The 21,393-nt window shown below is 61.4% G+C and carries 20 protein-coding genes; 7 read left to right on the top strand and 13 right to left on the bottom strand.

Annotation, left to right across the window (positions count from 1 at the left end; genetic code table 11):
• Positions 1-6: 6 nt before the first annotated feature.
• Together KKQ10_RS03420 and KKQ10_RS03415 are read right to left on the bottom strand one after the other, a co-directional pair.
• Positions 7-3,105 (bottom strand): multidrug efflux RND transporter permease subunit, encoded by a 3,099-nt coding sequence (locus KKQ10_RS03420; RefSeq protein ID WP_215500190.1) that lies wholly within the window; start codon positions 3,103-3,105, stop codon positions 7-9.
• Between the two features lie 15 nt (positions 3,106-3,120).
• Complete coding sequence (locus KKQ10_RS03415) at positions 3,121-4,278, bottom strand: efflux RND transporter periplasmic adaptor subunit (RefSeq protein WP_127647171.1); 1,158 nt, start codon at positions 4,276-4,278, stop codon at positions 3,121-3,123.
• A gap of 293 nt (positions 4,279-4,571) precedes the next feature.
• On the opposite strand from KKQ10_RS03415, the gene KKQ10_RS03410 reads away from it, so the two are divergent.
• Both KKQ10_RS03410 and KKQ10_RS03405 read left to right on the top strand, forming a co-directional pair.
• Positions 4,572-5,273, top strand: a complete 702-nt coding sequence (locus KKQ10_RS03410) for a response regulator (protein ID WP_003224662.1) — start codon at positions 4,572-4,574, stop codon at positions 5,271-5,273.
• A gap of 4 nt (positions 5,274-5,277) precedes the next feature.
• Positions 5,278-6,579 carry an ATP-binding protein gene (locus KKQ10_RS03405; protein WP_215500189.1) on the top strand — a complete coding sequence of 434 codons (1,302 nt, stop codon included), beginning with the start codon at positions 5,278-5,280 and terminating at the stop codon, positions 6,577-6,579.
• A 119-nt stretch (positions 6,580-6,698) separates the two neighbouring features.
• On the opposite strand, the gene pncA is transcribed toward KKQ10_RS03405, so the two are convergent.
• The 4 genes from pncA to KKQ10_RS03385 all read right to left on the bottom strand — a co-directional run bounded on the left by pncA (position 6,699) and on the right by KKQ10_RS03385 (position 9,212).
• The gene (gene pncA, locus KKQ10_RS03400; RefSeq protein WP_215500188.1) at positions 6,699-7,325 is read right to left on the bottom strand and encodes a bifunctional nicotinamidase/pyrazinamidase; all 627 of its coding nucleotides are present in this window, start codon (positions 7,323-7,325) and stop codon (positions 6,699-6,701) included.
• A gap of 49 nt (positions 7,326-7,374) precedes the next feature.
• Positions 7,375-8,133 carry an anti-sigma factor family protein gene (locus tag KKQ10_RS03395; RefSeq protein WP_215500187.1) on the bottom strand — a complete coding sequence of 253 codons (759 nt, stop codon included), beginning with the start codon at positions 8,131-8,133 and terminating at the stop codon, positions 7,375-7,377.
• Positions 8,130-8,615 carry an RNA polymerase sigma factor gene (locus KKQ10_RS03390; RefSeq protein WP_502941536.1) on the bottom strand — a complete coding sequence of 162 codons (486 nt, stop codon included), beginning with the start codon at positions 8,613-8,615 and terminating at the stop codon, positions 8,130-8,132. Before KKQ10_RS03390 ends, KKQ10_RS03395 begins: the two co-directional genes overlap by 4 nt.
• A 63-nt stretch (positions 8,616-8,678) precedes the next feature.
• A complete protein-coding gene (locus tag KKQ10_RS03385; RefSeq protein WP_215500186.1) occupies positions 8,679-9,212 on the bottom strand; it encodes a tetratricopeptide repeat protein in 534 nt (177 codons plus the stop codon).
• A 175-nt stretch (positions 9,213-9,387) separates the two neighbouring features.
• Between KKQ10_RS03385 and KKQ10_RS03380 the strand changes: the two genes are divergently transcribed.
• The 3 genes from KKQ10_RS03380 to nudC all read left to right on the top strand — a co-directional run bounded on the left by KKQ10_RS03380 (position 9,388) and on the right by nudC (position 12,100).
• Positions 9,388-10,161, top strand: coding sequence for a class I SAM-dependent methyltransferase (locus KKQ10_RS03380; RefSeq protein ID WP_215500185.1), 774 nt, complete (start codon positions 9,388-9,390; stop codon positions 10,159-10,161).
• 289 nt (positions 10,162-10,450) lie between these two features.
• A complete protein-coding gene (locus KKQ10_RS03375; RefSeq protein WP_215500184.1) occupies positions 10,451-11,263 on the top strand; it encodes a crotonase/enoyl-CoA hydratase family protein in 813 nt (270 codons plus the stop codon).
• Between the two features lie 6 nt (positions 11,264-11,269).
• Positions 11,270-12,100 carry an NAD(+) diphosphatase gene (gene nudC / locus KKQ10_RS03370; RefSeq protein ID WP_215500183.1) on the top strand — a complete coding sequence of 277 codons (831 nt, stop codon included), beginning with the start codon at positions 11,270-11,272 and terminating at the stop codon, positions 12,098-12,100.
• On the opposite strand, the gene KKQ10_RS03365 is transcribed toward nudC, so the two are convergent.
• A complete protein-coding gene (locus KKQ10_RS03365; RefSeq protein WP_215500182.1) occupies positions 12,068-12,847 on the bottom strand; it encodes a TSUP family transporter in 780 nt (259 codons plus the stop codon). The genes nudC and KKQ10_RS03365 overlap by 33 nt on opposite strands.
• A gap of 334 nt (positions 12,848-13,181) precedes the next feature.
• Here KKQ10_RS03365 and sfnG point away from each other — a divergent pair, with 334 nt between their 5' ends.
• A complete protein-coding gene (gene sfnG, locus KKQ10_RS03360; RefSeq protein ID WP_215500181.1) occupies positions 13,182-14,264 on the top strand; it encodes a dimethylsulfone monooxygenase SfnG in 1,083 nt (360 codons plus the stop codon).
• 118 nt (positions 14,265-14,382) lie between these two features.
• Here sfnG and KKQ10_RS03355 read toward each other — a convergent pair whose 3' ends face one another.
• A complete protein-coding gene (locus tag KKQ10_RS03355; protein ID WP_215500180.1) occupies positions 14,383-14,862 on the bottom strand; it encodes a nuclear transport factor 2 family protein in 480 nt (159 codons plus the stop codon).
• Between the two features lie 55 nt (positions 14,863-14,917).
• Positions 14,918-15,481 carry a TetR/AcrR family transcriptional regulator gene (locus KKQ10_RS03350; protein ID WP_127647196.1) on the bottom strand — a complete coding sequence of 188 codons (564 nt, stop codon included), beginning with the start codon at positions 15,479-15,481 and terminating at the stop codon, positions 14,918-14,920.
• Between the two features lie 206 nt (positions 15,482-15,687).
• Between KKQ10_RS03350 and pssA the strand changes: the two genes are divergently transcribed.
• Positions 15,688-17,031: a CDP-diacylglycerol--serine O-phosphatidyltransferase gene (pssA, locus tag KKQ10_RS03345; RefSeq protein ID WP_215500179.1), complete on the top strand. Its 1,344-nt coding sequence runs from the start codon at positions 15,688-15,690 to the stop codon at positions 17,029-17,031.
• Between the two features lie 109 nt (positions 17,032-17,140).
• Here the strand turns inward: pssA and efeO (KKQ10_RS03340) are convergent, their stop codons facing one another.
• From efeO (KKQ10_RS03340) to efeU, 4 genes are read right to left on the bottom strand one after another with little or no spacing between them, the layout of a single operon-like run.
• The gene (gene efeO / locus KKQ10_RS03340; protein WP_215500178.1) at positions 17,141-17,965 is read right to left on the bottom strand and encodes an iron uptake system protein EfeO; all 825 of its coding nucleotides are present in this window, start codon (positions 17,963-17,965) and stop codon (positions 17,141-17,143) included.
• Positions 17,966-17,990: 25 nt separating this feature from the next.
• The gene (efeB, locus tag KKQ10_RS03335) at positions 17,991-19,289 is read right to left on the bottom strand and encodes an iron uptake transporter deferrochelatase/peroxidase subunit (protein ID WP_215500177.1); all 1,299 of its coding nucleotides are present in this window, start codon (positions 19,287-19,289) and stop codon (positions 17,991-17,993) included.
• 17 nt (positions 19,290-19,306) lie between these two features.
• Complete coding sequence (efeO, locus tag KKQ10_RS03330; protein WP_215500176.1) at positions 19,307-20,506, bottom strand: iron uptake system protein EfeO; 1,200 nt, start codon at positions 20,504-20,506, stop codon at positions 19,307-19,309.
• Positions 20,507-20,514: 8 nt separating this feature from the next.
• A complete protein-coding gene (gene efeU / locus KKQ10_RS03325) occupies positions 20,515-21,366 on the bottom strand; it encodes an iron uptake transporter permease EfeU (RefSeq protein WP_215500175.1) in 852 nt (283 codons plus the stop codon).
• Positions 21,367-21,393: the final 27 nt, after the last annotated feature.

Raw genomic sequence — 21,393 nt, 5'->3', positions numbered from 1 at the left:
AGAGGGTTAGTGGTGTCTGGTGAAGCGTTGTACGAGCTTCATGACCACGACGAAGAACAACGGCACAAAGATCACCGCCAGCGTTGCGGTGATCATCCCGCCGATCACCCCGGTGCCGATTGCCTGCTGGCTCGCCGAACTGGCGCCGGTGGCGATGGCCAATGGCACCACGCCAAGGATGAACGCCAGCGAGGTCATCACAATTGGCCGCAGACGCAGGCGGGCTGCCTGCAACGTGGCATCGATCAGATCGTGACCTTCGTCATACAGGCTCTTGGCGAATTCGATGATCAGGATCGCGTTCTTCGCCGACAGACCGATGATGGTGATCAGCCCGACCTTGAAGAACACGTCGTTGGGCATGCCGCGCAAGGTCACGGCCAGCACCGCGCCGAGCACACCGAGCGGCACCACCAGCAGCACCGAAGTCGGAATCGACCAGCTCTCGTACAGCGCCGCCAGACACAGGAACACGATCAGCAGCGACAGGCCCAACAGAATCGGCGCCTGACTGCCGGACAGACGTTCCTGCAACGACAACCCCGTCCATTCCTGACCCAGACCTTTCGGCCCCTGGGCGACCAGACGCTCAATCTCAGCCATCGCCTCTCCGCTGCTGTGCCCCGGCGACGGTTCGCCGGAAATCGCGATCGCCGGATAACCGTTGTATCGGGTCAGTTGCGCCGGGCCTTGTGTCCATTTCGCCTGAACGAACGCCGACAGCGGCACCATGTTCCCGGCGTTGTTGCGCACGTGCATTTTCAGCAGGTCATCGACCTGACTGCGCTGATCGCCTTCGGCTTGTACCACCACGCGCTGCATCCGCCCCTGATTGGGGAAGTCGTTGATGTAGGAAGAGCCCACGGCGGTGGACAATACGTTGCCGATGTCAGCGAACGACACGCCCAGCGCGTTGGCCTGCTTGCGATCCACTTCCAGTTGCACCTGCGGCGCTTCGGCCAGCGCGCTTTCACGCACGTTCATCAGCACCGGGCTTTTTTCCGCAGCGGCGAGCAGCTCGCTGCGCGCCTGCATCAACGTGGCGTGGCCGAGGCCGCCGCGATCCTGTAGACGGAACTCGAAACCGCTCGACGTGCCGAGGCCGTCTACCGGTGGTGGCAGCACGGCGAACGCGACGGCGTCCTTGATCTGGCTCAGGGCGATGTTGGCACGGTCGGCAATCGAGGTGGCCGAATCATCGCTGCCGCGTTCGGACCAGTCCTTGAGGGTGGTGAACGCCAGTGCCGCGTTCTGCCCGCTGCCGGAGAAGCTGAAGCCGAGAATCACCGTGCTGTCGCCGACTCCGGGTTCACTGGCGTTGTGGGCTTCGATCTGTTCGACCACCTGCACCGTACGGTTCTTGCTCGCACCCGGCGGCAGTTGAATGTCGGTGATGGTGTAACCCTGATCCTCGACTGGCAGGAACGAGGAGGGCAGACGCGCAAAGCACAACCCCATGCCGATCAGCAGCACGCCGTAAATCAGCAGATAACGCCCGCTACGCTTCAATGCGTAACCGACCCAACCCTGGTAGCGATCGGTCAGTCGTTCGAAGCGGCGGTTGAACCAGCCGAAGAACCCGCTCTTCTCGTGATGCTCGCCCTTGGCAATCGGCTTGAGCAGTGTGGCGCACAGCGCCGGGGTCAGGGTCAGCGCGAGGAACGCCGAGAACAGGATCGAGGTGGCCATCGACAGCGAGAACTGCCGGTAAATCACGCCCACCGAACCCTGCATGAACGCCATCGGGATAAACACCGCCACCAGCACCAGGGTGATGCCGATAATCGCCCCGGTGATCTGCTTCATCGCCTTGCGTGTCGCCTCTTTCGGCGACAGGCCTTCGGTGGCCATGATCCGCTCGACGTTCTCCACCACCACGATGGCGTCGTCCACCAGAATGCCGATGGCCAGCACCATGCCGAACATGGTCAGCACGTTGATCGAGAAACCCAGGGCGAGCATGGTGGCGAAGGTGCCCATCAGGGCCACGGGCACCACCAGCGTCGGGATCAGCGTGTAGCGGATGTTCTGCAGAAACAGGAACATCACCGCAAACACCAGCAGCATCGCTTCGCCGAGGGTGTAGACAACCTTGGTGATCGAGACCTTCACGAAGGGTGAGGTGTCGTACGGAATCTTGTACTCGACACCGGCCGGGAAGTAGCGCGACAGCTCGTCCATCTTCGCCCGGATCAACGTGGCGGTCGCCAGGGCATTGGCCCCCGGCGCCAGTTGCACGCCGACGGCGGTCGACGGTTTGCCGTTCAGGCGTGTGCCGAACTGGTATTCCTGACTGCCAATCTCGACCCGCGCCACGTCACCGATGCGCACGGTGGAGCCGTCACGGTTGGCCTTGAGCACGATGTCGGCGAATTCTTCCGGGGTCGACAGCTGACCCTTGACCAGAATGGTCGCGGTGATTTCCTGCGTAGACGGATTGGGTAAATCGCCGATGCTGCCTGCCGATACCTGGGCGTTTTGCGCGACGATGGCGGCGTTGACATCGGCCGGGGTCAGGTTGAAACCGATCAGCTTCTGCGGATCGATCCAGATCCGCATCGCCCGTTCGGCGCCATACAACTGCGCCTTGCCGACCCCGTCGATACGCTTGATTTCGTTCATCACGTTGCGCGCCAGATAGTCACTGAGCGCCACGTCATCGAGTTTGCCGTCGCTGGAGGTCAGGGTGATCAGCAACAGGAAACCGGCAGAGACTTTTTCCACCTGCAAACCTTGCTGGGTCACCGCTTGCGGCAGCCGCGACTCGACCACTTTGAGGCGGTTCTGCACGTCGACCTGGGCCAGTTCCGGGTTGGTGCCCGGCTGGAAGGTGGCCTTGATCGTCGCGCTGCCGAGGCTGCTCTGCGATTCGAAGTACAGCAGGTGATCGGCGCCGTTGAGCTCTTCCTCGATCAGGCTGACCACGCTTTCATCGACGGTCTGCGCCGAGGCGCCAGGGTACACGGCGTAGATTTCGATCTGCGGTGGCGCGACGTCGGGGTACTGGGCCACCGGCAATTGCGGAATGGCCAGCGCACCGGCCAACAGGATGAACAGGGCGACGACCCAGGCGAACACCGGGCGATCGATAAAGAACTGCGGCATATAAAAGCGTCCTGCTTACTGACCAGAGGTCTGGGCAAGTGGAAGAGGGGTGTCGTCGATCTGCACTTTTTCGCCGGGGCGGGCGTGTTGCAGGCCTTCGATGACAATACGGTCGCCGGGCTTGAGGCCGCCGGTGACGATCCAGCGGTCGTTCTGTACGGCGCCCAGTTGCACCGGTTGCTGTGCCACGCGCAGTTGATCGTCGACGGTCAGCACCTGGGCCACGCCGGCGCTGTCACGCTGGATGGCACGTTGCGGCACGCTGATGCCGTGCTGGATAACGGCTTGCTCAAGGCGTACGCGGATGAAGCTGCCCGGCAGCAGGTCGAGGTCCGGGTTGGGGAACTCGCTGCGCAGAATGATCTGGCCGGTGCCCGGATCGACGGTGATGTCGCTGAACAGCAACTTGCCGGGCAACGGATACAGACTGCCGTCATCCTGAATCAGCGTGGCCTTGACCTGATCCTGACCGACTTCCTGCAATTGCCCGGAACGGAAGGCGCGACGCAGTTCATTCAGTTCTCGGGTCGATTGAGTGAGGTCGGCGTGGATCGGGTTGAGCTGCTGAATCAACGCCAGTGGTGTGGTTTCGTTCTGCCCGACCAGCGCACCTTCGGTGACCAGCGCCCGCCCGACGCGCCCGGAAATCGGCGCGGTGACGGTGGCGTAACCCAGATTCAACTTCGCGCGCTCCACCGCTGCCTTGTTCGCCGCCACATCAGCGGCGGTTTGTCGGGCATTGGCGCGGGCGTTGTCGTAGTCCTGAGCACTGATGGCCTTGTCGTCGATCAACTGCGCGTAGCGCTGCTCCTGCAACTTCGCCTGGAACGCGTTGGCCTCGGCCTTGCGCAGCGCGGCTTCGGCGCTGTCCAGATCAGCCTTGAACGGTGCCGGGTCGATGCGGAACAGCACGTCGCCCTTTTTCACGTCGCTGCCTTCGCGGAAGGTGCGTTGCAGCACCACCCCGGCCACCCGCGCACGCACTTCGGCAATGCGTGGTGCGGCGATGCGCCCGCTCAGTTCGCTGCTGATCGACAGGGGGCGGGCCTCGATGGTTTCGATGCGCACGGTGGCCGGCGGTGCTTGCTCTTCGGCCTTCGAGGACGAATCACAGGCACTCAACGACAGTGCGACGGCGATCAGGCCGAGCCCGGCCAGCAGATTTTTCGACATGTACCACCCCCAATATTGAAGCCCGCATCCTACGGCCAGACGCCGAGGGTAGCGGTGAAGCTTTGTAGGCGCTGTGTGAAATTGTGTAAGGGTTTTACTCAGGGACGGGTGAGGGCGTATATCCTTTACGCCTTGCAATTTATTGCGACAGATAAACCGCTATCGCGAGCAGGCTCACTCCTACAAGGTTTGTGTTGGTCACAGATTTTGTGTCTGGCAGAGTTCCAATGTAGGAGCGAGCCTGCTCGCGATGAGGTCCGAACAGTCGCCACAGCACTTTTCTGGAACACCCCATGCCCAACATCCTTCTGGTCGAAGACGACACCGCCCTCGCCGAACTGATTTCCAGCTACCTGGAGCGCAACGGCTATTCCGTCAGCGTGATCGGGCGCGGCGACCATGTGCGTGAACGGGCACGGATCAATCCGCCGGACCTGGTGATCCTCGACCTGATGCTGCCGGGTCTCGACGGGCTGCAGGTCTGCCGTTTGCTGCGCGCGGATTCGGCAACGTTGCCGATCCTGATGCTGACCGCCCGCGACGACAGCCACGATCAGGTGCTGGGTCTGGAAATGGGCGCCGACGACTACGTCACCAAGCCGTGCGAACCTCGCGTTCTGCTGGCCCGGGTGCGGACCTTGCTGCGCCGCAGCAGCCTCGGTGAACCAATGACCGTCAATGACCGGATCGTCATGGGCAACCTCTGCATCGACCTGTCCGAGCGCACCGTGACCTGGCGCGAGCAGCCAGTGGAGCTGTCCAGCGGCGAATACAATCTGCTGGTGGTGCTGGCCCGGCATGCCGGTGAAGTGCTGAGCCGCGATCAGATCCTTCAGCGCCTGCGCGGCATCGAGTTCAACGGCACCGACCGCTCGGTGGACGTGGCGATTTCCAAGTTGCGGCGCAAGTTCGACGACCATGCCGGCGAGGCGCGCAAGATCAAGACCGTGTGGGGCAAGGGTTACCTGTTCAGCCGTTCGGAATGGGAATGCTGAGCTGATGTTCAGAATCCTGTTTCGCCTGTATCTGGTGACGATTATTTCCTATAGCGCGGCGATCTATCTGGTGCCGGATCTGGTGATCATGGTGTTCCGTGATCGCTTCATCACCTATAACCTCGACTTTTCCCGAGGCCTGCAATCGCTGATCACTCGCCAGTTTCACGCCGTGCCCCGGGACCAATGGCCGGCACTGGCGCAGTCGATGGACAAGGACTTTCAGCCGCTGCAGATCGTTCTGGCGCGCATCGACGACGCCGAGTTCACCGCTGCCGAGCAGGAACGGTTGCGTCGCGGCGAGAACGTGGTGCGCATTGGCGATTGGGGTTGGAGGACGTTGGCGGTCACGCCGCTGAACGATGACGTCGCCGTGCAAATGGTGGTGCCGCCGGATCCGCTGGACGTCAATCTGTTGTATTGGAGCATCAACGTGCTGATCGGCGCGAGCATGCTCGCCTGCCTGCTGCTGTGGATCCGCCCGCACTGGCGTGATCTGGAACGCCTCAAAGGTGCCGCCGAACGCTTCGGCAAGGGCCACTTGAGTGAGCGCACGCAGATCCCGGCCAGCTCCAACATCGGCAGTCTGGCGAATGTTTTCGACACCATGGCCGGCGACATCGAGAACCTGCTCAACCAGCAGCGCGACCTGCTCAATGCGGTGTCCCATGAATTGCGCACGCCGCTGACCCGTCTGGATTTCGGTCTGGCCCTGGCGCTGTCCGATGACTTGCCGGCGACCAGTCGCGAGCGCCTGCAAGGGTTGGTGGCGCACATTCGCGAACTGGATGAGCTGGTGCTGGAGTTGTTGTCCTACAGCCGCCTGCAGAATCCGGCACAATCGCCCGAGCAGGTCGAGGTCTCGCTGGACGAGTTCATCGACAGCATTCTGGGCAGTGTCGATGAAGAACTGGATTCACCGGACATCGTCATCGATGTGCTGCTGCACGGTCAGCTCGAACGGTTTTCGCTGGACCCGCGCCTGACCGCCCGGGCCATCCAGAACCTGCTGCGCAATGCCATGCGCTATTGCGAGAAGCGCATTCAGATTGGCGTGCAGGTCAGCCTCGATGGCTGCGAGATCTGGGTGGACGACGATGGCATTGGTATCCCGGATGACGAACGTGAGCGGATTTTCGAGCCGTTCTATCGCCTCGACCGCAGTCGCGACCGTGCCACCGGTGGGTTTGGCCTGGGCCTGGCGATCAGCCGCCGGGCGCTGGAGGCGCAGGGCGGGACGTTGACGGTGGAGAGCTCACCGTTGGGGGGGGCGCGGTTCCGGTTGTGGCTACCGACTACTGCCTGAGTATCAAATCCCTGTAGGAGCTGTCGAGTGAAACGAGGCTGCGATCTTTTGATTCTGATTCTTGAATCAACATCAAAAGATCGCAGCGTGCCGCAGCTCCTGCAGGGGTTGTGTGTTGTTCAGATCAGTTGGTTCGATTGAATCAGACCAACCCCGGCCGTCTGCATCCGCTCCATGGCCGCCGCCAGTGATCCATCCATATCAATGGCGCGACAGGCATCCAGCACCACAAACGCATTGAACCCGGCCGCCCGCGCATCCAGCGCGGAAAACATCACACAGAAATCCAGCGCCAGCCCGACCATGTACACCGTGTCGATACCGCGCTCCTTCAGATAACCGGCCAGCCCCGTGGTGGTCCGCCGGTCCGCTTCGAGAAATGCCGAATAACTGTCGATATCAGGATTGCAGCCCTTGCGGATGATCAGTTGCGCATGGGGCAGATCCAGTTTCGGGTGAAACTCGGCACCGGTCGTGCCTTGCACACAATGCTGCGGCCAGAGTGTCTGCTCGCCGTAGGGCAACTGAATCACGTCGTAAGGCTTGCGCCCCGGATGACTGGAGGCAAAGGACGCGTGGCCGGTCGGGTGCCAGTCCTGTGCAATGACCACCTGTTTGAACAGGCCACCGAGGCGATTGATCAGCGGCACGATCTGATCGCCTTCGGGCACGGCCAACTGGCCGCCGGGGGTAAAGTCGTTCTGCACGTCAATGACCAGCAGGGCGGTGCGGGGTGACATCTGCATCGGTGCTTGCTCCTTGGATAATCGCCCGCTCAGCATAGTGGAGCGGCACTCACGCGCCCAGTTTGTCGACCAAGTGTTTTGCCAGGTCTTCCAGCGCCAGCGCCGGGTTGTGCCCGATCAACATCCACGCATGTTCACCCTCGGTCCAGTACACCACGTTCATCTCATGCCGTCGTTCGTGAGCCAATGGCCGGCGGCCGCTGTTGGAGCGGGTCACACACAACGCCAGCGGCCCATGTTTCGCGTCCAGATAGGTCAGTTGTGCAATCGGCACGCCGTCGTACTCAAGCATCTGTGCACGCTTGAGTTCGGCACCCGGCAACTTCACCAGCGCTGGCGACAGATTCAGCCCCAACCGCGCATCCACCGTACGCAGTTGCGCGCGCTGACTGGCTTCGTCGCTGGGCAGGTGGTCGAGGGTCTGTGGCACATACAGCGCCATGTAGTCGCCTACCAGCGCGCGCCAGTTATGCGATTGCTGCGCTTGCCAGGCGATCAACAGGCGATCGGCCAACACGCCGCCAGCCACCAGACTCGCGGCGGCCGCACCGATAAACCAGCGACGGCTCAGGCCCGGCCGCTGGGGCGGGGCGATGGCATCGAGGCGCGCCTGCAAACGCTCCAGTGGCGCCTGTTGCGCCAGTTCGTCATAGGCCTCCTTGTAGGGCAGGCTGCTGCGGTCGAGCCATTGCACGCGCAGGCTGAGCAACGGGTCGTCGGCAATCGCGTTGTCGAGCTGGCTGCGGTAGGCCGGGTCCAGCTCGTCATCGAGGTAGGCCGTCAGTTGTTCGTCGGAGGGTTTGTTCATGGGTGGTCACCTCCGGTAGTTTTTGGCACGGCTTGCAGGGGCGGATATTCCGCCAGTTTCAGGCGCGCAGTGGCCAGGCGACTCATGACCGTACCGATCGGTACTTGCAGGATCTCGGCGACCTCGCGGTAGGACAAACCTTCGACATACGCCAGGTACACGGTTTCGCGCTGGGCTTCGGGCAAGGCATCGACCCGGCGGATCACCTGCGCCGCCATCACGTGCGTCTGCGCGGCGTATTCGCCATCGAAGGCCAGTTGCCCGTCGGCATCGACCTGACCTGCGCCCTGACGAACCCGGCGCGCGCGCACTTCGTTGAGCCAGATCGAATGCAGGATGTTCAGCAGCCAGCGATCCATGCGCGTGCCGGCCACGTATTGCCCGGCACGTTCCAGCGCCCGCACACAGGTCGCCTGCACCAGATCCTCGGCCACGTGCCGATTGCGCGACAGCAGCAGACCGTAACGCCACAGTCGCGCCAGATGCTGTCCGAGTTCTGCTCTGAATGCCTGATCGCTGACGATGATGGCCTTCCTTTATCTAGTTCAGGTTTTCGATGAATCGTTGATGGCTTCGGCCAGGTCCTGGTATTCCTCGCAGGACGTGCCGCAAATCGATTTGATCTGCTGCAACTGCTCCTGCGCCAGATCGACGCGGCCTTTGATCACATAGGCTTCACCGAGGTATTCACGCACTTGCGCGTACTGCGGATCGAGTTTTACCGATTGCAGGTAATAGCTGATGCCCTCATCGGTGCGCCCCAGTTTTCGCGTGGCGTAACCGCGATAGTTGAGGGCTTTGGCGGTGTTCGGTTGTTTCAGGGTGTCGAGCAGGGCCAGGGCTTCTGCGTATCGACCGTCCTTGGCCAAGCGGTAGGCGTAGTCGGTGCGATCGGCATCCGGCACGGCGCTGCTGGTTTGCAGCACGCATTTGTGCGATTTGCTGTCCCAGACTTGCCCTTTTGGGCAGTTGGGCTTCTGCACGGGCGCACTTTCATCGCCATTGGCAAAGGCCGTCGACGCGGACAATGCGGTCACCAGCAGCAACGGGGCGGCGAACATAACGGAACGGATAGTCATGGGCAAGGCTCCACAGAGGGTTATGTTTCACTTTGAACACCACAGCACGGCATTTTATTCATTGCTTTGTCAGGGTCTGTTCAAGGTACGCGCAAATCGTGGCGTTATGCTCAAGAACGCCAGTCGTCCATCCAGCGCCTTGCCATGCCGCCGCGCTGACACACGAGGAACTGCCATGAAAGATCAGGTCCATCACTCTGCCGCCGCCGGCTACAAGACCGCCGCCGATACCTACGTCAAAGGTCGCCCCGACTATCCGCCGCAGGTCAGTCAGTGGCTGACACAAGCGCTGGGCCTGGACAGTCACAAGACCGTCATCGATCTGGGCGCCGGCACCGGCAAATTCACCGGACGGCTGGCGGCCACCGACGCGCAGGTGATCGCCGTGGAACCGGTGGCGCAGATGCTGGAAAAGCTCTCCGCGGCCTGGCCCGACGTGCTGGCCGTGAGCGGCACCGCGACCGATCTGCCATTGCCCGACGCATCGGTGGACGTGGTGGTTTGCGCGCAGGCGTTTCACTGGTTTGCCACGAAAGAAGCCTTGACCGAAATTGCCCGGGTACTCAAACCCGGCGGCAAGCTCGGCCTGATCTGGAACCTGCGCGACGCGCAGGTCAGCTGGGTGCCGAAACTCGACGCCATCGTCAACGCCCATGAAGGGGATACGCCGCGTTATTACACTGGCCAATGGCGCGAAGCGTTTCCGCATCCGGCGTTCGGGCCGCTGCAATTGCAGCAATTTCACCATGGGCACACCGGCTCGCCGGAAGACGTGATTTTCAATCGGGTGCGCTCCACCAGCTTCATCGCTGCCTTGCCGCAGGCGCAGCGGGACAAGGTCGATGAGCAGGTCCGCGCATTGATTGCCTCGGAACCGGCATTGCGTGGGCGGCATGTACTGACGGTGCCGTATGAGACGGCGGCGTATGTGGGGGTGAAGGGCGGTTAGATCGGGGCGGCTTCATCGCCAGCAGGCTGGCCCCACACTGTTCGCGTCGAATACAAAAAACCTGTAGGAGCTGCCGGAGGCTGCGATCTTTTGACGTTGAAGATCAAAAGATCGCAGCCTTCGGCAGCTCCTACAGGCACTTGAGCGCGGAAAATTCTCCTGGGGGAGCCAGCCTGCTGGCGATTGGCGGCGCAGCCGATTTCAGCCAGTCCCGCATTTGGCCGAACCGCCGTCGTGATGCCTTGTTATAGTTCGGGCCTCATTTTCTGCCCGGTAAAGGATCACTGCCATGTCTCAATACACCGCCTTCAGCGTCGAACTGGCCGACAACATCGCTCATGTGCAGATCAATCGTCCGGAAAAGATCAACTCGATGAACGCCGCGTTCTGGAGCGAGATCGTCGAGATTTTCCAGTGGATCGATGACACCGACGAAGTGCGGGTGGTGGTGCTCAGCGGCAACGGCAAACACTTTTCCTCCGGCATCGACCTGATGATGCTCGCCGGCGTTGCCAATGAGCTGGGCAAGGACGTCGGCCGTAACGCGCGCCTGCTGCGGCGCAAGATCCTCACCCTGCAAGCCTCGTTCAACGCCGTCGACAACTGCCGCAAACCGGTGCTGGCAGCGATTCAGGGCTACTGCCTGGGCGGTGCGATCGACCTGATTGCCGCCTGCGACATGCGTTACGCCGCCGAAGACGCGCAATTCTCGATCAAGGAAATCGACATCGGCATGGCCGCCGATGTTGGCACTTTGCAACGGTTGCCACGGATCATCGGTGACGGCATGCTGCGTGAACTGGCTTACACCGGACGCACCTTTGGCGCTGAGGAAGCGCGCAGCATTGGTCTGGTCAATCGCGTTTACGCTGACAAGGACCTGCTGCTCGAAGGCGTGATGGACATTGCCCGCGACATCGCCGGCAAGTCGCCGATTGCGGTCACTGGCACCAAGGAAATGATCAGCTACATGCGCGACCATCGTATCGACGACGGCCTCGAATATGTTGCCACCTGGAACGCCGCCATGTTGCAATCCACCGACTTGCGCGTGGCCATGGCCGCCCATATGAGTAAACAGAAACCCGAATTTCTGGATTGAGAAACCATGACAGCTCGCTGGACCACTGCAGTACTGGACACCGATCAACCCGGCGGCTGGGCCGTGGCGCGCAGCCCCGAAGGCTTTCTGTTCGATGACAACGGCGCGCTGTTCGCGCGGGAATGGCTCAAGCGCCAGGACCTGTCAGTCCTCGCCGAACACGGCATCGGCCACCTCGATGGCGAGCCGGTGTATTTGCTGGAATTGCACAATGCCAGCGAAGTGCCGGGTTGCAACTGGAAGGGCCTGCGGGCGTTCATGCTGGATGGCGATCACACGGTCTACAAGGTGCTGGGTTATGCCGCGCAGATCGGCACCTGGGCGCGCGAGCATCGCTTTTGCGGCAACTGCGGGCAGGCGATGACGCAGGTGTCGCGCGAGCGGGCGATGTATTGCCAGCCGTGCGAACTGCGCAGTTACCCGCGCATTTCACCGAGCATGATCGTGCTGGTCACCCGGGGGGACGAGATCCTGCTGGCGCGCTCTCCGCGTTTTGTCAGCGGGGTCTACAGCACGCTGGCCGGGTTCGCCGAGCCGGGCGAGTCGGCGGAGGATTGCCTGATTCGCGAAGTGCGCGAGGAGGTCAGTATCGAAGTGAAGAACATCCAGTACATGGGCAGCCAGTGCTGGCCGTTCCCGCATTCGATGATGCTCGGGTTCCATGCCGAATACGCCGGTGGCGAGATCATCTGTCAGGAAGACGAGATCGAAGACGCCCAGTGGTTCAATGTGCACGATTTGCCGCCGTTGCCGGCGTCAAAATCGATTGCCCGTTACCTGATCGACGTCTACGTGGCGCGCCGTTTAGGCCACGCTGAACCAGTGCTGCCAGGCTAACCGCACGGTCAGCCCCAGCACCACAGTGATGAACACCGGACGAATGAACTTGGCGCCGCCGCTGATCGCGGTGCGCGCCCCGAAGAAGGCGCCGACCATCACCGACAGGCCCATGCTCAGGCCGATGATCCAGTCCACTTGCCCGGAAAACACGAACACCGACAGCGCCGCAATGTTGCTGACGAAGTTCATGCTGCGCGCCACGCCGCTGGCCTTGACCAGATCGATCGGGTAGAGCAGCAGGCTGCTGACCGTCCAGAACGCGCCCGTGCCGGGACCGGCCACGCCGTCATAGAACCCCAGACTGAAGCCCTGACTCGACTGCCATTTCTTTTTGATCGGTGCATCGCTGTCCAGCGGCGCTTTTGGCGTACCGCCGAACAACAGGTACAGGCCACAGGCGAAGACGATCACCGGCAGCATCTTGTTCAGCCATTCCGCCGGCAGGTAATGGGCGACGACGGCACCGGTCAGCGCGCCAACCAGGGTGCCGACGATCGCGTGCGTCCACTGCCGAGGATGGAACAGCTTGCGCCGGTAGAAAGTGAAACTGGCGGTGGCCGAACCGAAGGTCGAACTCAGCTTGTTGGTGCCCAGCACCAGGTGCGGTGGCAGGCCGGCGGTGAGCAGTGCCGGTGTGGTCAACAGACCACCGCCGCCGGCGATGGCATCGATGAAACCGGCAATGAAAGCGACGAGGGCCAGAACGGCCAGGGTGGTGAGGTCAACGCTGAGTTCGAAAGGCATGGAATCGGCTTATTCGGCAGGGCGCAGAAGGGCTGCGGGGAAGGGCTGACATGTTACTCATTTCCAAGTGTTGCGGCGACCCGTATGACCCCATCGCGAGCAGGCTCACTCCTACAGGGGGAGCGCATTTCAAATGCAGGAGTGAGCCTGCTCGCGATAGGGTCAGTCCTTTCAACTCAAAACCCAACTGTTGCCCACCCAACACTCATACAACAAAGCTCCCTCCAGCAGTGCAGTCAAAACCCCATAACGCCCAACAAAACCGGGCATTTCGAGCCTGGCACGCTTGCTGCTCTATCACCCCCATCTCCGCAAATGTCCCGAGGACACGCCAATGAGCAAGCAAGCCGTGAAATTCGCCTACTGGGTGCCGAACGTCAGTGGCGGCCTGGTGGTCAGCAAGATCGAGCAGCGCACCGACTGGGGCATCGATTACAACCGCAAACTGGCGCAGCTCGCCGAGGCGGCGGGTTTCGAATATGCCCTGACGCAGATTCGTTTCACCGCCGGTTACGGTGCTGAGTTCCAGCATGAATCGGTGGCGTTCAGTCACGCATTGCTGGCCGCCACCCGCACGCTCAAAGTGATCGCCGCGATTCTGCCGGGGCCATGGCAACCGGCGCTGGCGGCCAAGCAATTGGCAACCATCGACCAGCTCACCAATGGCCGGATTGCGGTGAACATCGTCAGCGGCTGGTTCAAGGGCGAGTTTCAGGCCATCGGCGAGCACTGGCTGGAGCACGACGAGCGCTATCGACGTTCCGAGGAATTCATTCGTTCGCTGCGTGGCATCTGGAGTCAGGACAACTTCAGCTTTCGCGGCGACTTCTACCGTTTCGACAACTACAGCCTCAAACCCAAACCGCTGGGGAGTCCGGAGATCTTCCAGGGTGGCAGTTCACGCGCGGCGCGGGACATGGCGGCGCGAGTGTCCGATTGGTATTTCACCAACGGCAACAACGTCGAGGGGATCAAAGCGCAGGTCGATGACATCCGCGCCAAAGCGGCGGCGAACCATCATTCGGTGAAAATCGGCGTCAACGCCTTTGTCATCGCTCGCGACACTGAAGAAGAGGCGCGGGCGGTACTGGCGCAGATCATCGATCAGGCCGATCCCGAAGCGGTGAATGCCTTTGGCGACGCCGCGAAGCAGGCGGGCAGGGCGTCGCCGGAGGGTGAGGGTAACTGGGCGAAGTCGACGTTCGAGGATCTGGTGCAATACAACGACGGCTTCAAGACCAACCTGATCGGCACGCCGTTGCAGATCGCCGAGCGGATTGTGGCGCTGAAAACGGTGGGCGTGGATCTGGTGCTGGCGGGGTTTCTGCACTTTCAGGAAGAGGTGGAGTATTTCGGTCGACGGGTGTTGCCGTTGGTGCGGGAGCTGGAGGCTGAAAAGGCTGCCGCCGTCGCCTGAACACTACAAACCGCCCTGTAGGAGCTGCCGAAGGCTGCGATCTTTTGATCTTGCTTCTAAAGATCAACATCAAAAGATCGCAGCCTTCGGCAGCTCCTACAGGGGGAACTATGTGGACTTAGAGGCCCAGTTCGGACAGCCCCGGATGATCATCCGGGCGCCGCCCCAGCGGCCAGTGGAACTTGCGTTCGCTTTCCTTGATCGGCATGTCGTTGATGCAGGCATAGCGCTGGAACATCAGGCCGTGCTCATCGAACTCCCAGTTTTCATTGCCATAGGAGCGGAACCAGTTGCCCGAATCGTCATGCCATTCATAGGCGTAGCGCACGGCAATGCGCGTATCGGAGTAGGCCCAGAGTTCCTTGATCAAGCGGTAGTCCAGCTCTTTGGCCCATTTACGGGTCAGGAAGGCCTTGGCTTCTTCACGGTTATGGGCGAACTCGGCACGGTTACGCCACTGGGTGTCCAGGGTGTACGCCAGCGACACCCTCTCAGGGTCGCGGGAGTTCCAGCCATTTTCGGCCAGACGTACTTTTTCAATGGCCGATTCACGGTTGAACGGCGGTAAAGGCGGACGCACTTGGGCAGCAGTCGACATTTTCAGTCTCCCGATCTAATTAACGATTAAACAACGGTCAGGCTTATTTAAGGCGTTACAGGTCCAATAACTTACGCGCCATGCATTGCGCATTATCAGCGGCACTGTGATCACCCATCACAAGCGCTACGGTAATGGCGCCGTCAATCAGGATCAGCAACTGTTTGGCCAGTCGTTGCGGTTCCTCGGCGCCATGTTCGGTACACAGCTCGCACAGGTAGTCGAGCAGCTTCTGTTTGTGGTCTTTGGCGACCTGGCGTACCGGGTCTTCGGGGTCACCGGTTTCGCCACTGGTATTGATGAAGGCGCAACCCCGGAAGCCTTCCGAGGCGAACCAGCCCTTGAGTACGGTAAACAGGTTGAGCAAGCGATCGGCCGGGGTTTCGGCCTGATCGACAGCGCTTCTGTACCACTGCATCCAGCGCACGTCACGGCGCTGCAGGGCGGCGACGGTCAACGCCTCCTTGTTGGCGAAGTAGCGGTAGATGCTTTTTCTGGAGACGCCGGCGGTCTTCACCAGAAGATCCATGCCGGTGGCAGCGATGCCACTTTTGTAGATCAACTTTTCGGTGACATCCAGAATGATGTCGCGGGTTTCGTTGCTAGTGATTTCGTTCATGTGGTGAACAGTAGAATGATCGTTCTCCTTGGTCAAGGCGTTTTTTGAAAATCAAAAGATCGCCGCCTTCGGCAGCGCCTGCAGGGCCCCATGTAGGCGCTGCCGAAGGCGGCGATCTTTCAAGTTCTTTACAGACCCTCACAAGACCCGAACCGAGCGATGGTGTAAGCTCTCGGGTTCTTCGGATTCGACCCATTGCGAGCCCTATGCCGTTGCTTTTCAAACGCTCTTTGCTGCCCAAACTGCGCAGCTTTCCGCTGACTGCCGAGGCCGTGACCATTCTGTCCGGCGCCGCCGAGTTCCGTCGTTGCCTGCTGGAGAAAATCGCCGAGGCGACCCAGCGCATCTATATCGTCGCGCTGTATCTGCAACACGACGAGGCCGGTCAGGAAATCCTCGATGCCTTGCATGCCGCGAAGCTCAAGCGTCCAGAGCTTGAGATTGTCGTGGTGGTCGACTGGCTGCGCGCCCAGCGCGGGCTGATTGGTGCTGGCAAACAGCCGGGCAACGCCGCGTGGTACCAGGAAATGACCCGCACTCACCAGAGTGAAGTGCCGGTCTACGGTGTGCCGGTGCAAACCCGCGAGCTATTCGGCGTCCTGCACTTGAAAGGCTTCGTGATCGACGATTGCGTGGTCTACAGCGGTGCGAGCCTGAACAACGTGTACCTGCACAAGTTCGACAAGTACCGTTTCGACCGTTATCACGTGCTGCACAGCCGCGAACTGGCGGACTCGATGCACCACCTGGTCAAGCACGGCCTGATCGAATCCAAAGCTGTGCATCGCCTCGACCTGCCGAACCTGCCGACCACCCGCAGCCTGCGCAACGACATCGGCGACCTGCGCAGTCGTCTCAAATACGCGGCGTATGACACCAGCGCCGGCAGCACGGCGCATACCGGTTTGTCGGTGAGTCCGCTGCTGGGCGTGGGCAAGAACAACCCGCTGAACCGGGTGATTGTCGAGCTGATCGCCAGCGCGCAAAAGCAGCTGACCATTTGCACTCCGTACTTCAACCTGCCATTGCCGATCATCCGTGAGGTCAACCGCGCGCTGGCCCGTGGGGTGAAGATCGACATTGTGGTCGGTGACAAGACGGCCAACGATTTCTACATTCCGCCGAGCGAGCCGTTCAAGGTCATCGCGGCGTTGCCATACCTGTACGAAATCAGCCTGCGCCGCTTCGCCAAGCGCCATCAGCGCAACATCGACAGCGGCCAGTTGAACCTGCACCTGTGGCGTGATGGCGACAACAGCTATCACCTCAAGGGCATGTGGGTCGACCAGCGCTATACGCTGTTGAGCGGCAACAACCTCAATCCACGGGCATTCCGCCTGGACCTGGAAAACGCGTTGCTGATCGATGATCCGCGGGGCGAGTGGCTGCAGCCACGGGCGAAGGAGCAGGAAGAGATTTTCCGCAATACCACGCGGATTGCCAGCTTCCAGAATCTGGAGACCTTGCCGGAATACCCGGCGGCGGTGGCGAAGTTTTTGAAGCGGGTGAGTCGGGTGCGGATCGAGCGGTTGCTCTACCGGATTCTGTAACCGTTAAAAGCAAAAGATCGCAGCCTCCGGCAGCTCCTACATTGGGAATGTGAACATCCTGTAGGTGCTGCCGAAGGCTGCGATCTTTTTTACTGGCGACTCAAATCTGTCAGTTCAGACCCAGCTTGCCACGCAATGTGGACAGGTCTTCCGCCAAGGTATTGACCGGACCAACCAGCGCCTTGCGATCGTTCTCTTTCACTTTGTCGTAAGTCTCGAAACCACCGTCACTGGTCTTGTACTTGGCGAGGATCTTGTCCACGGCGGCAAAGTTCTTGTCCACTTTGGCAGCGAACGCCTTGTCCTGTTTCTCGATCTGCGGACGGAACAGGTCGACGATTTTCTTCGCGCCGTCGATGTTGCCCTGGAAGTCGTACAGGTCGGTGTGGCTGTAGCGATCCTCTTCACCGGAGATCTTGGTTGCGGCAACTTCTTCCAGCAGCGCAGCCGCACCACCGACGACTTTTTCCGGCGGGAAGGTCAGGCCGGCAACGCGGGTTTGCAGGTCTTTCACGTCGCTGTCCAGTTTGTCCGCCAAGGCGGTAAGGCCTTCGGTGCTCTTTTCCGAAAACAGCGAGTACTCGATGCGGTGGAAACCGGTGAAGTCTTCGGCCTTTACGCCTTTTTCGTGGTCGTCGACGCGCGAATCGATGGACGCATCGAGGTCACTGAACAGCTCGGCAATCGGTTCGATCGACTCGTAGTACACGCGGGTCGGTGCGTAGAGCTTTTGCGCGGTGGCCAGGTCGCCTTTCTTCACGGCATCGGTGAATTGTTGAGTGTGGCTGCCCAGCTCATCCAGTTGCTCGGTGACGTAGATCTTGTAGTCCGACACCGGGCCGACCAGATCCAGCGGCGCTGTCGCGGCGAAAGCCGACAGCGGGGTGTTGAGCAAACCGAGGGTCAGCAGTAACGCGAGTGGCGACTTGTTCATGGAGCGGCTCCGAGGGTTTTTAGGGTTAGGCAGCTGTTTTGGGGTGTGTGGCGTCGAGCAACGAGCGACCGATGAAGTCCGTGTCGCCGGTGACACCCGGCAGGGTGAAGAAATAGCCGCCGCCGACCGGTTTGAGGTATTCCTCGAGTGGCTCGCCGTTGAGTCGGGTCTGCACGGTGATGAAGCCTTTCTCCAGGTCGGCCTGGTAGCAGATGAACAGCAGGCCCATGTCGAGCTGGCCGTTCTTGTTCACGCCGTTGGAGTAGTTGAACGGTCGGCGCAGGATCAGATTGGCCTGGCTCGCGGCAGTGCGCGGGTTGGCCAGACGGATGTGCGCGTCGAGTTTGGTCAGCTTGCCTTGCGGGTCCTTGCTGTAATCCGGGACCTCGGTCTCATGCTGGGCGCCCATCGGTGCGCCCGTGGTCTTGACCCGACCGATGATGCTTTCCTGTTCCTGCAGTGGCGTGCGGTCCCAGCGCTCGACGAAGTTGCGGATGATCCGCACCGCTTGATAGCTGCCGTGCGCCGCCCAGGCCGGTTCATCGCTGCCCGGTTGCACCCAGACAACCTTGTCCATCGCCTTGGCGTCGTTGGAGTCGGGGTTGGCCGAGCCATCGCGGAAGCCGAGGAAGTTGCGCGCCGATTGCGCCGGCACCCCCGGTTTGGCCGGCGCTTGCGGCGGCACGCTGCCTTCCTGTTTCCAGCGCACCAGCAGCAGGTCCGGCAGGTTCTTGACGATGTCGCGCAGGGCGTGAATGTTGGTGTCGGCGGTGTTCGAGCAGAACTGCAGGCTCAGGTCGCCGTGGCAGCAATCAGCCTCAAGCGCATCGTTGGGGAAACCGACCATGCGTTGCAGGCGTTTCGGTTTGGCGCCGGCCAGACCAAAGCGCTCATCGAACAGCGACGCGCCCACCGACACGGTGATGGTCAGATTGTCCGGGGTCACGACCGGGCCGAGAATGCCGGAGTCCGGCGGCGGCAGTTTCGGGTCGATCTGCGCCACGGGGCCGCCCTTCATCAGGAAAGCGATGCGCTCGTTGAGGGTGCGAAACAGCCGCTCCAGGTCCTCGCGATCGCTGGCCAGCACGTCGAACGAAACGAACATGCCGGACGCCGGGCGCGGGGTGACGATGCCGGTCTGGTGCACGCCGTGGAAGTCGTGGCGGTCTTCGGTCTTGTCGCTGCTCGGCGCTTCGGTGACTTGCGCCGGTGCCGCGGCCATCGCCGGGCAGCTCAGTGCCGAACCGGCCAGTGCCACACCGGCGACACCCATGCCCATCAGGAGGCGGCGACGTTGCAGATCGAGGTTTTGCAAATCTTTCATCGGTAGTGGTCTTCTGCTTACAGGCCGGAGAGGCCGAGGGCGGGATCGATGCCATCCAGAGCGTCGGCCAGGGCCTTGGCCTTGTCGGCGATCTGTTTGCGTTGTTCGCCGCTGACCGTGTCGTAAGTGGCGTAGCCGTCCTTGACCTTGAAGCTGTTCAATACGTTGTCGAAATCGCTCAGTGCGGTATCGATTTTCGGCAGCAGATCCGCCGCCGATTTGCTCAGCATGGGCCGCAGCAACTCGACGACCTTGTGCGCGGTTTCCAGGTTGCCGGCGAAACCGTTGAGGTCGCCTTGGCTGTAGCGTTCTTCTTCGCCACTGGCGGCGCGCACGTCAGCCAGGGTGTTGAGGTTGCGCACCACGATGTTGACCAACTGCTCCGGCGGCAGCGACTGGGCCAGCAGTTGTTGTTTGAGGGTGGTGACGTCGGCCAGCAGGCGCTCGGCGACCGGGTTCAGACCGTCGAGATTGCGTTGCTGGAACAGCGCGTATTCGACCCGGTGGAAACCGACGAAGGCCGGATCCTGCTCGCGTTTCTCGAAATAATCGGCGCGGGCATTGATGCTGTTGTCCAGTTCCGCCAGGCGCTGCGCCGCCGGGGCCAGACGCTGATAGGCGGCACGCGCCGGCAGGTACAGCGCTTGCGCCTGACTCAGGTCGCCGCTGGCAATCGCCTGATTCAACGCCGTCACGGCTTTGATCAGCGCGCTGCTCTGGCTCGCCAGATACACACGGAATTCCGACAGCGGCCCGACGAAGGCGACCATCGACGGCTTGGCCTTGGCGGCGGCATCGGAGGCCGCCGTTGGCGTTACGTGCAGCACGCCGCGTGGGTTGCTCAGCAGCCCACAAGTGATGGCGTAGTCGCCGGGTTGCAGGTTGGCGTTGATCACCTGGCTCAGACCCGGGGCGATGTTCTCGCGCTCTTCGATCACCAGCACGCCGTCGAGGATTTCCCATTCCACCGCGCGGTCGGAGCGGTTGACGATGCGGAAACTGGCACGGCCGGCCGGTACGCTCAGCTCGTTCGGATCACAGCTATGGGCGTTGATGTTGACCACCACTTCGTCATGGTTGTGCTGACGCTTGGCCGCCGCCATTTTCGAGGCGTAGTAGAACAAGCCACCGGCGGCGATCATCACGACCACCGAACCGGCCACCGCCCAGCGCAAGGCGCGGGGAGGGGAGGCCTGAGGAGTATTAGGCTTTGACATGGGTGCCCTTATTGGCTGGAAACGGAAGACGATTTGCCGGCTGCCTGGGCGCTGGAGGGCGGGGCTGGCAGGAAGAACATCACCAGCGCCAGCACCAGATAGATCAGGTACGCGCCGAGGGTGCTGACGGTCGGCGCATCCTGATAACCGAACATGCCGGCCAGCACCGAGCCCAACGGGCCGTCCATCGGCAGCGTCGCGCTGAAGTCGAACAGCACGGTTTGCAGGTGATTCCACACGCCCGCTTCATGCAGCGCCTGCACCGAGTTGGCGAGGATCCCGGCGGCAACCACGAGGATGAACAGCCCGGTCCACTTGAAGAACGCCGACAGGTTCAGGCGCATGCTGCCGCTGTAGATCAGGAAGCCGACGATGATCGCCAGCACCAGGCCGAGCAGGGCGCCGACCGGCGCACCCGGGCCTTCGCTCTGCTGGAACACGGCGAGCAGGAAGAACACGGTTTCCAGACCTTCACGGGCCACGGCGAAAAACACCATGGCGATCAGCGCGATCACCTGGTGCTTTGAAGAGGTCAGGGCGTGGTCCAGTGACGCCTGCAGCGAATGCTTGATCGAGCGTGCGACCTTACGCATCCAGAACACCATCGAACTGAGAATGCCCACGGCCACCAGACCCACCACGCCTTCAAACAGCTCCTGCTGCTTTTGCGGGAATTCGGCGCTGACCAGTTCCAGGCCACCGCCGACCAGCAGCGCCAGCGCGGCAGCGAGAAACACGCCGATCCACACCGCCGGCATCCATTGGCCACGGCCGGTTTGTTGCAGGTAGCTGGCGATGATGCCCACGATCAGGGCAGCTTCAATGCCTTCACGCAGCATGATCAGAAAGGGAACGAGCATTTGCGGCAACCACGAGTGATTTAGATA

The sequence above is a fragment of the Pseudomonas sp. MG-9 genome, assembly GCF_018729515.1.
GTDB classification, from domain to species: domain Bacteria; phylum Pseudomonadota; class Gammaproteobacteria; order Pseudomonadales; family Pseudomonadaceae; genus Aquipseudomonas; species Aquipseudomonas serboccidentalis.
This window is presented reverse-complemented; position numbering and strand designations above follow the sequence as displayed.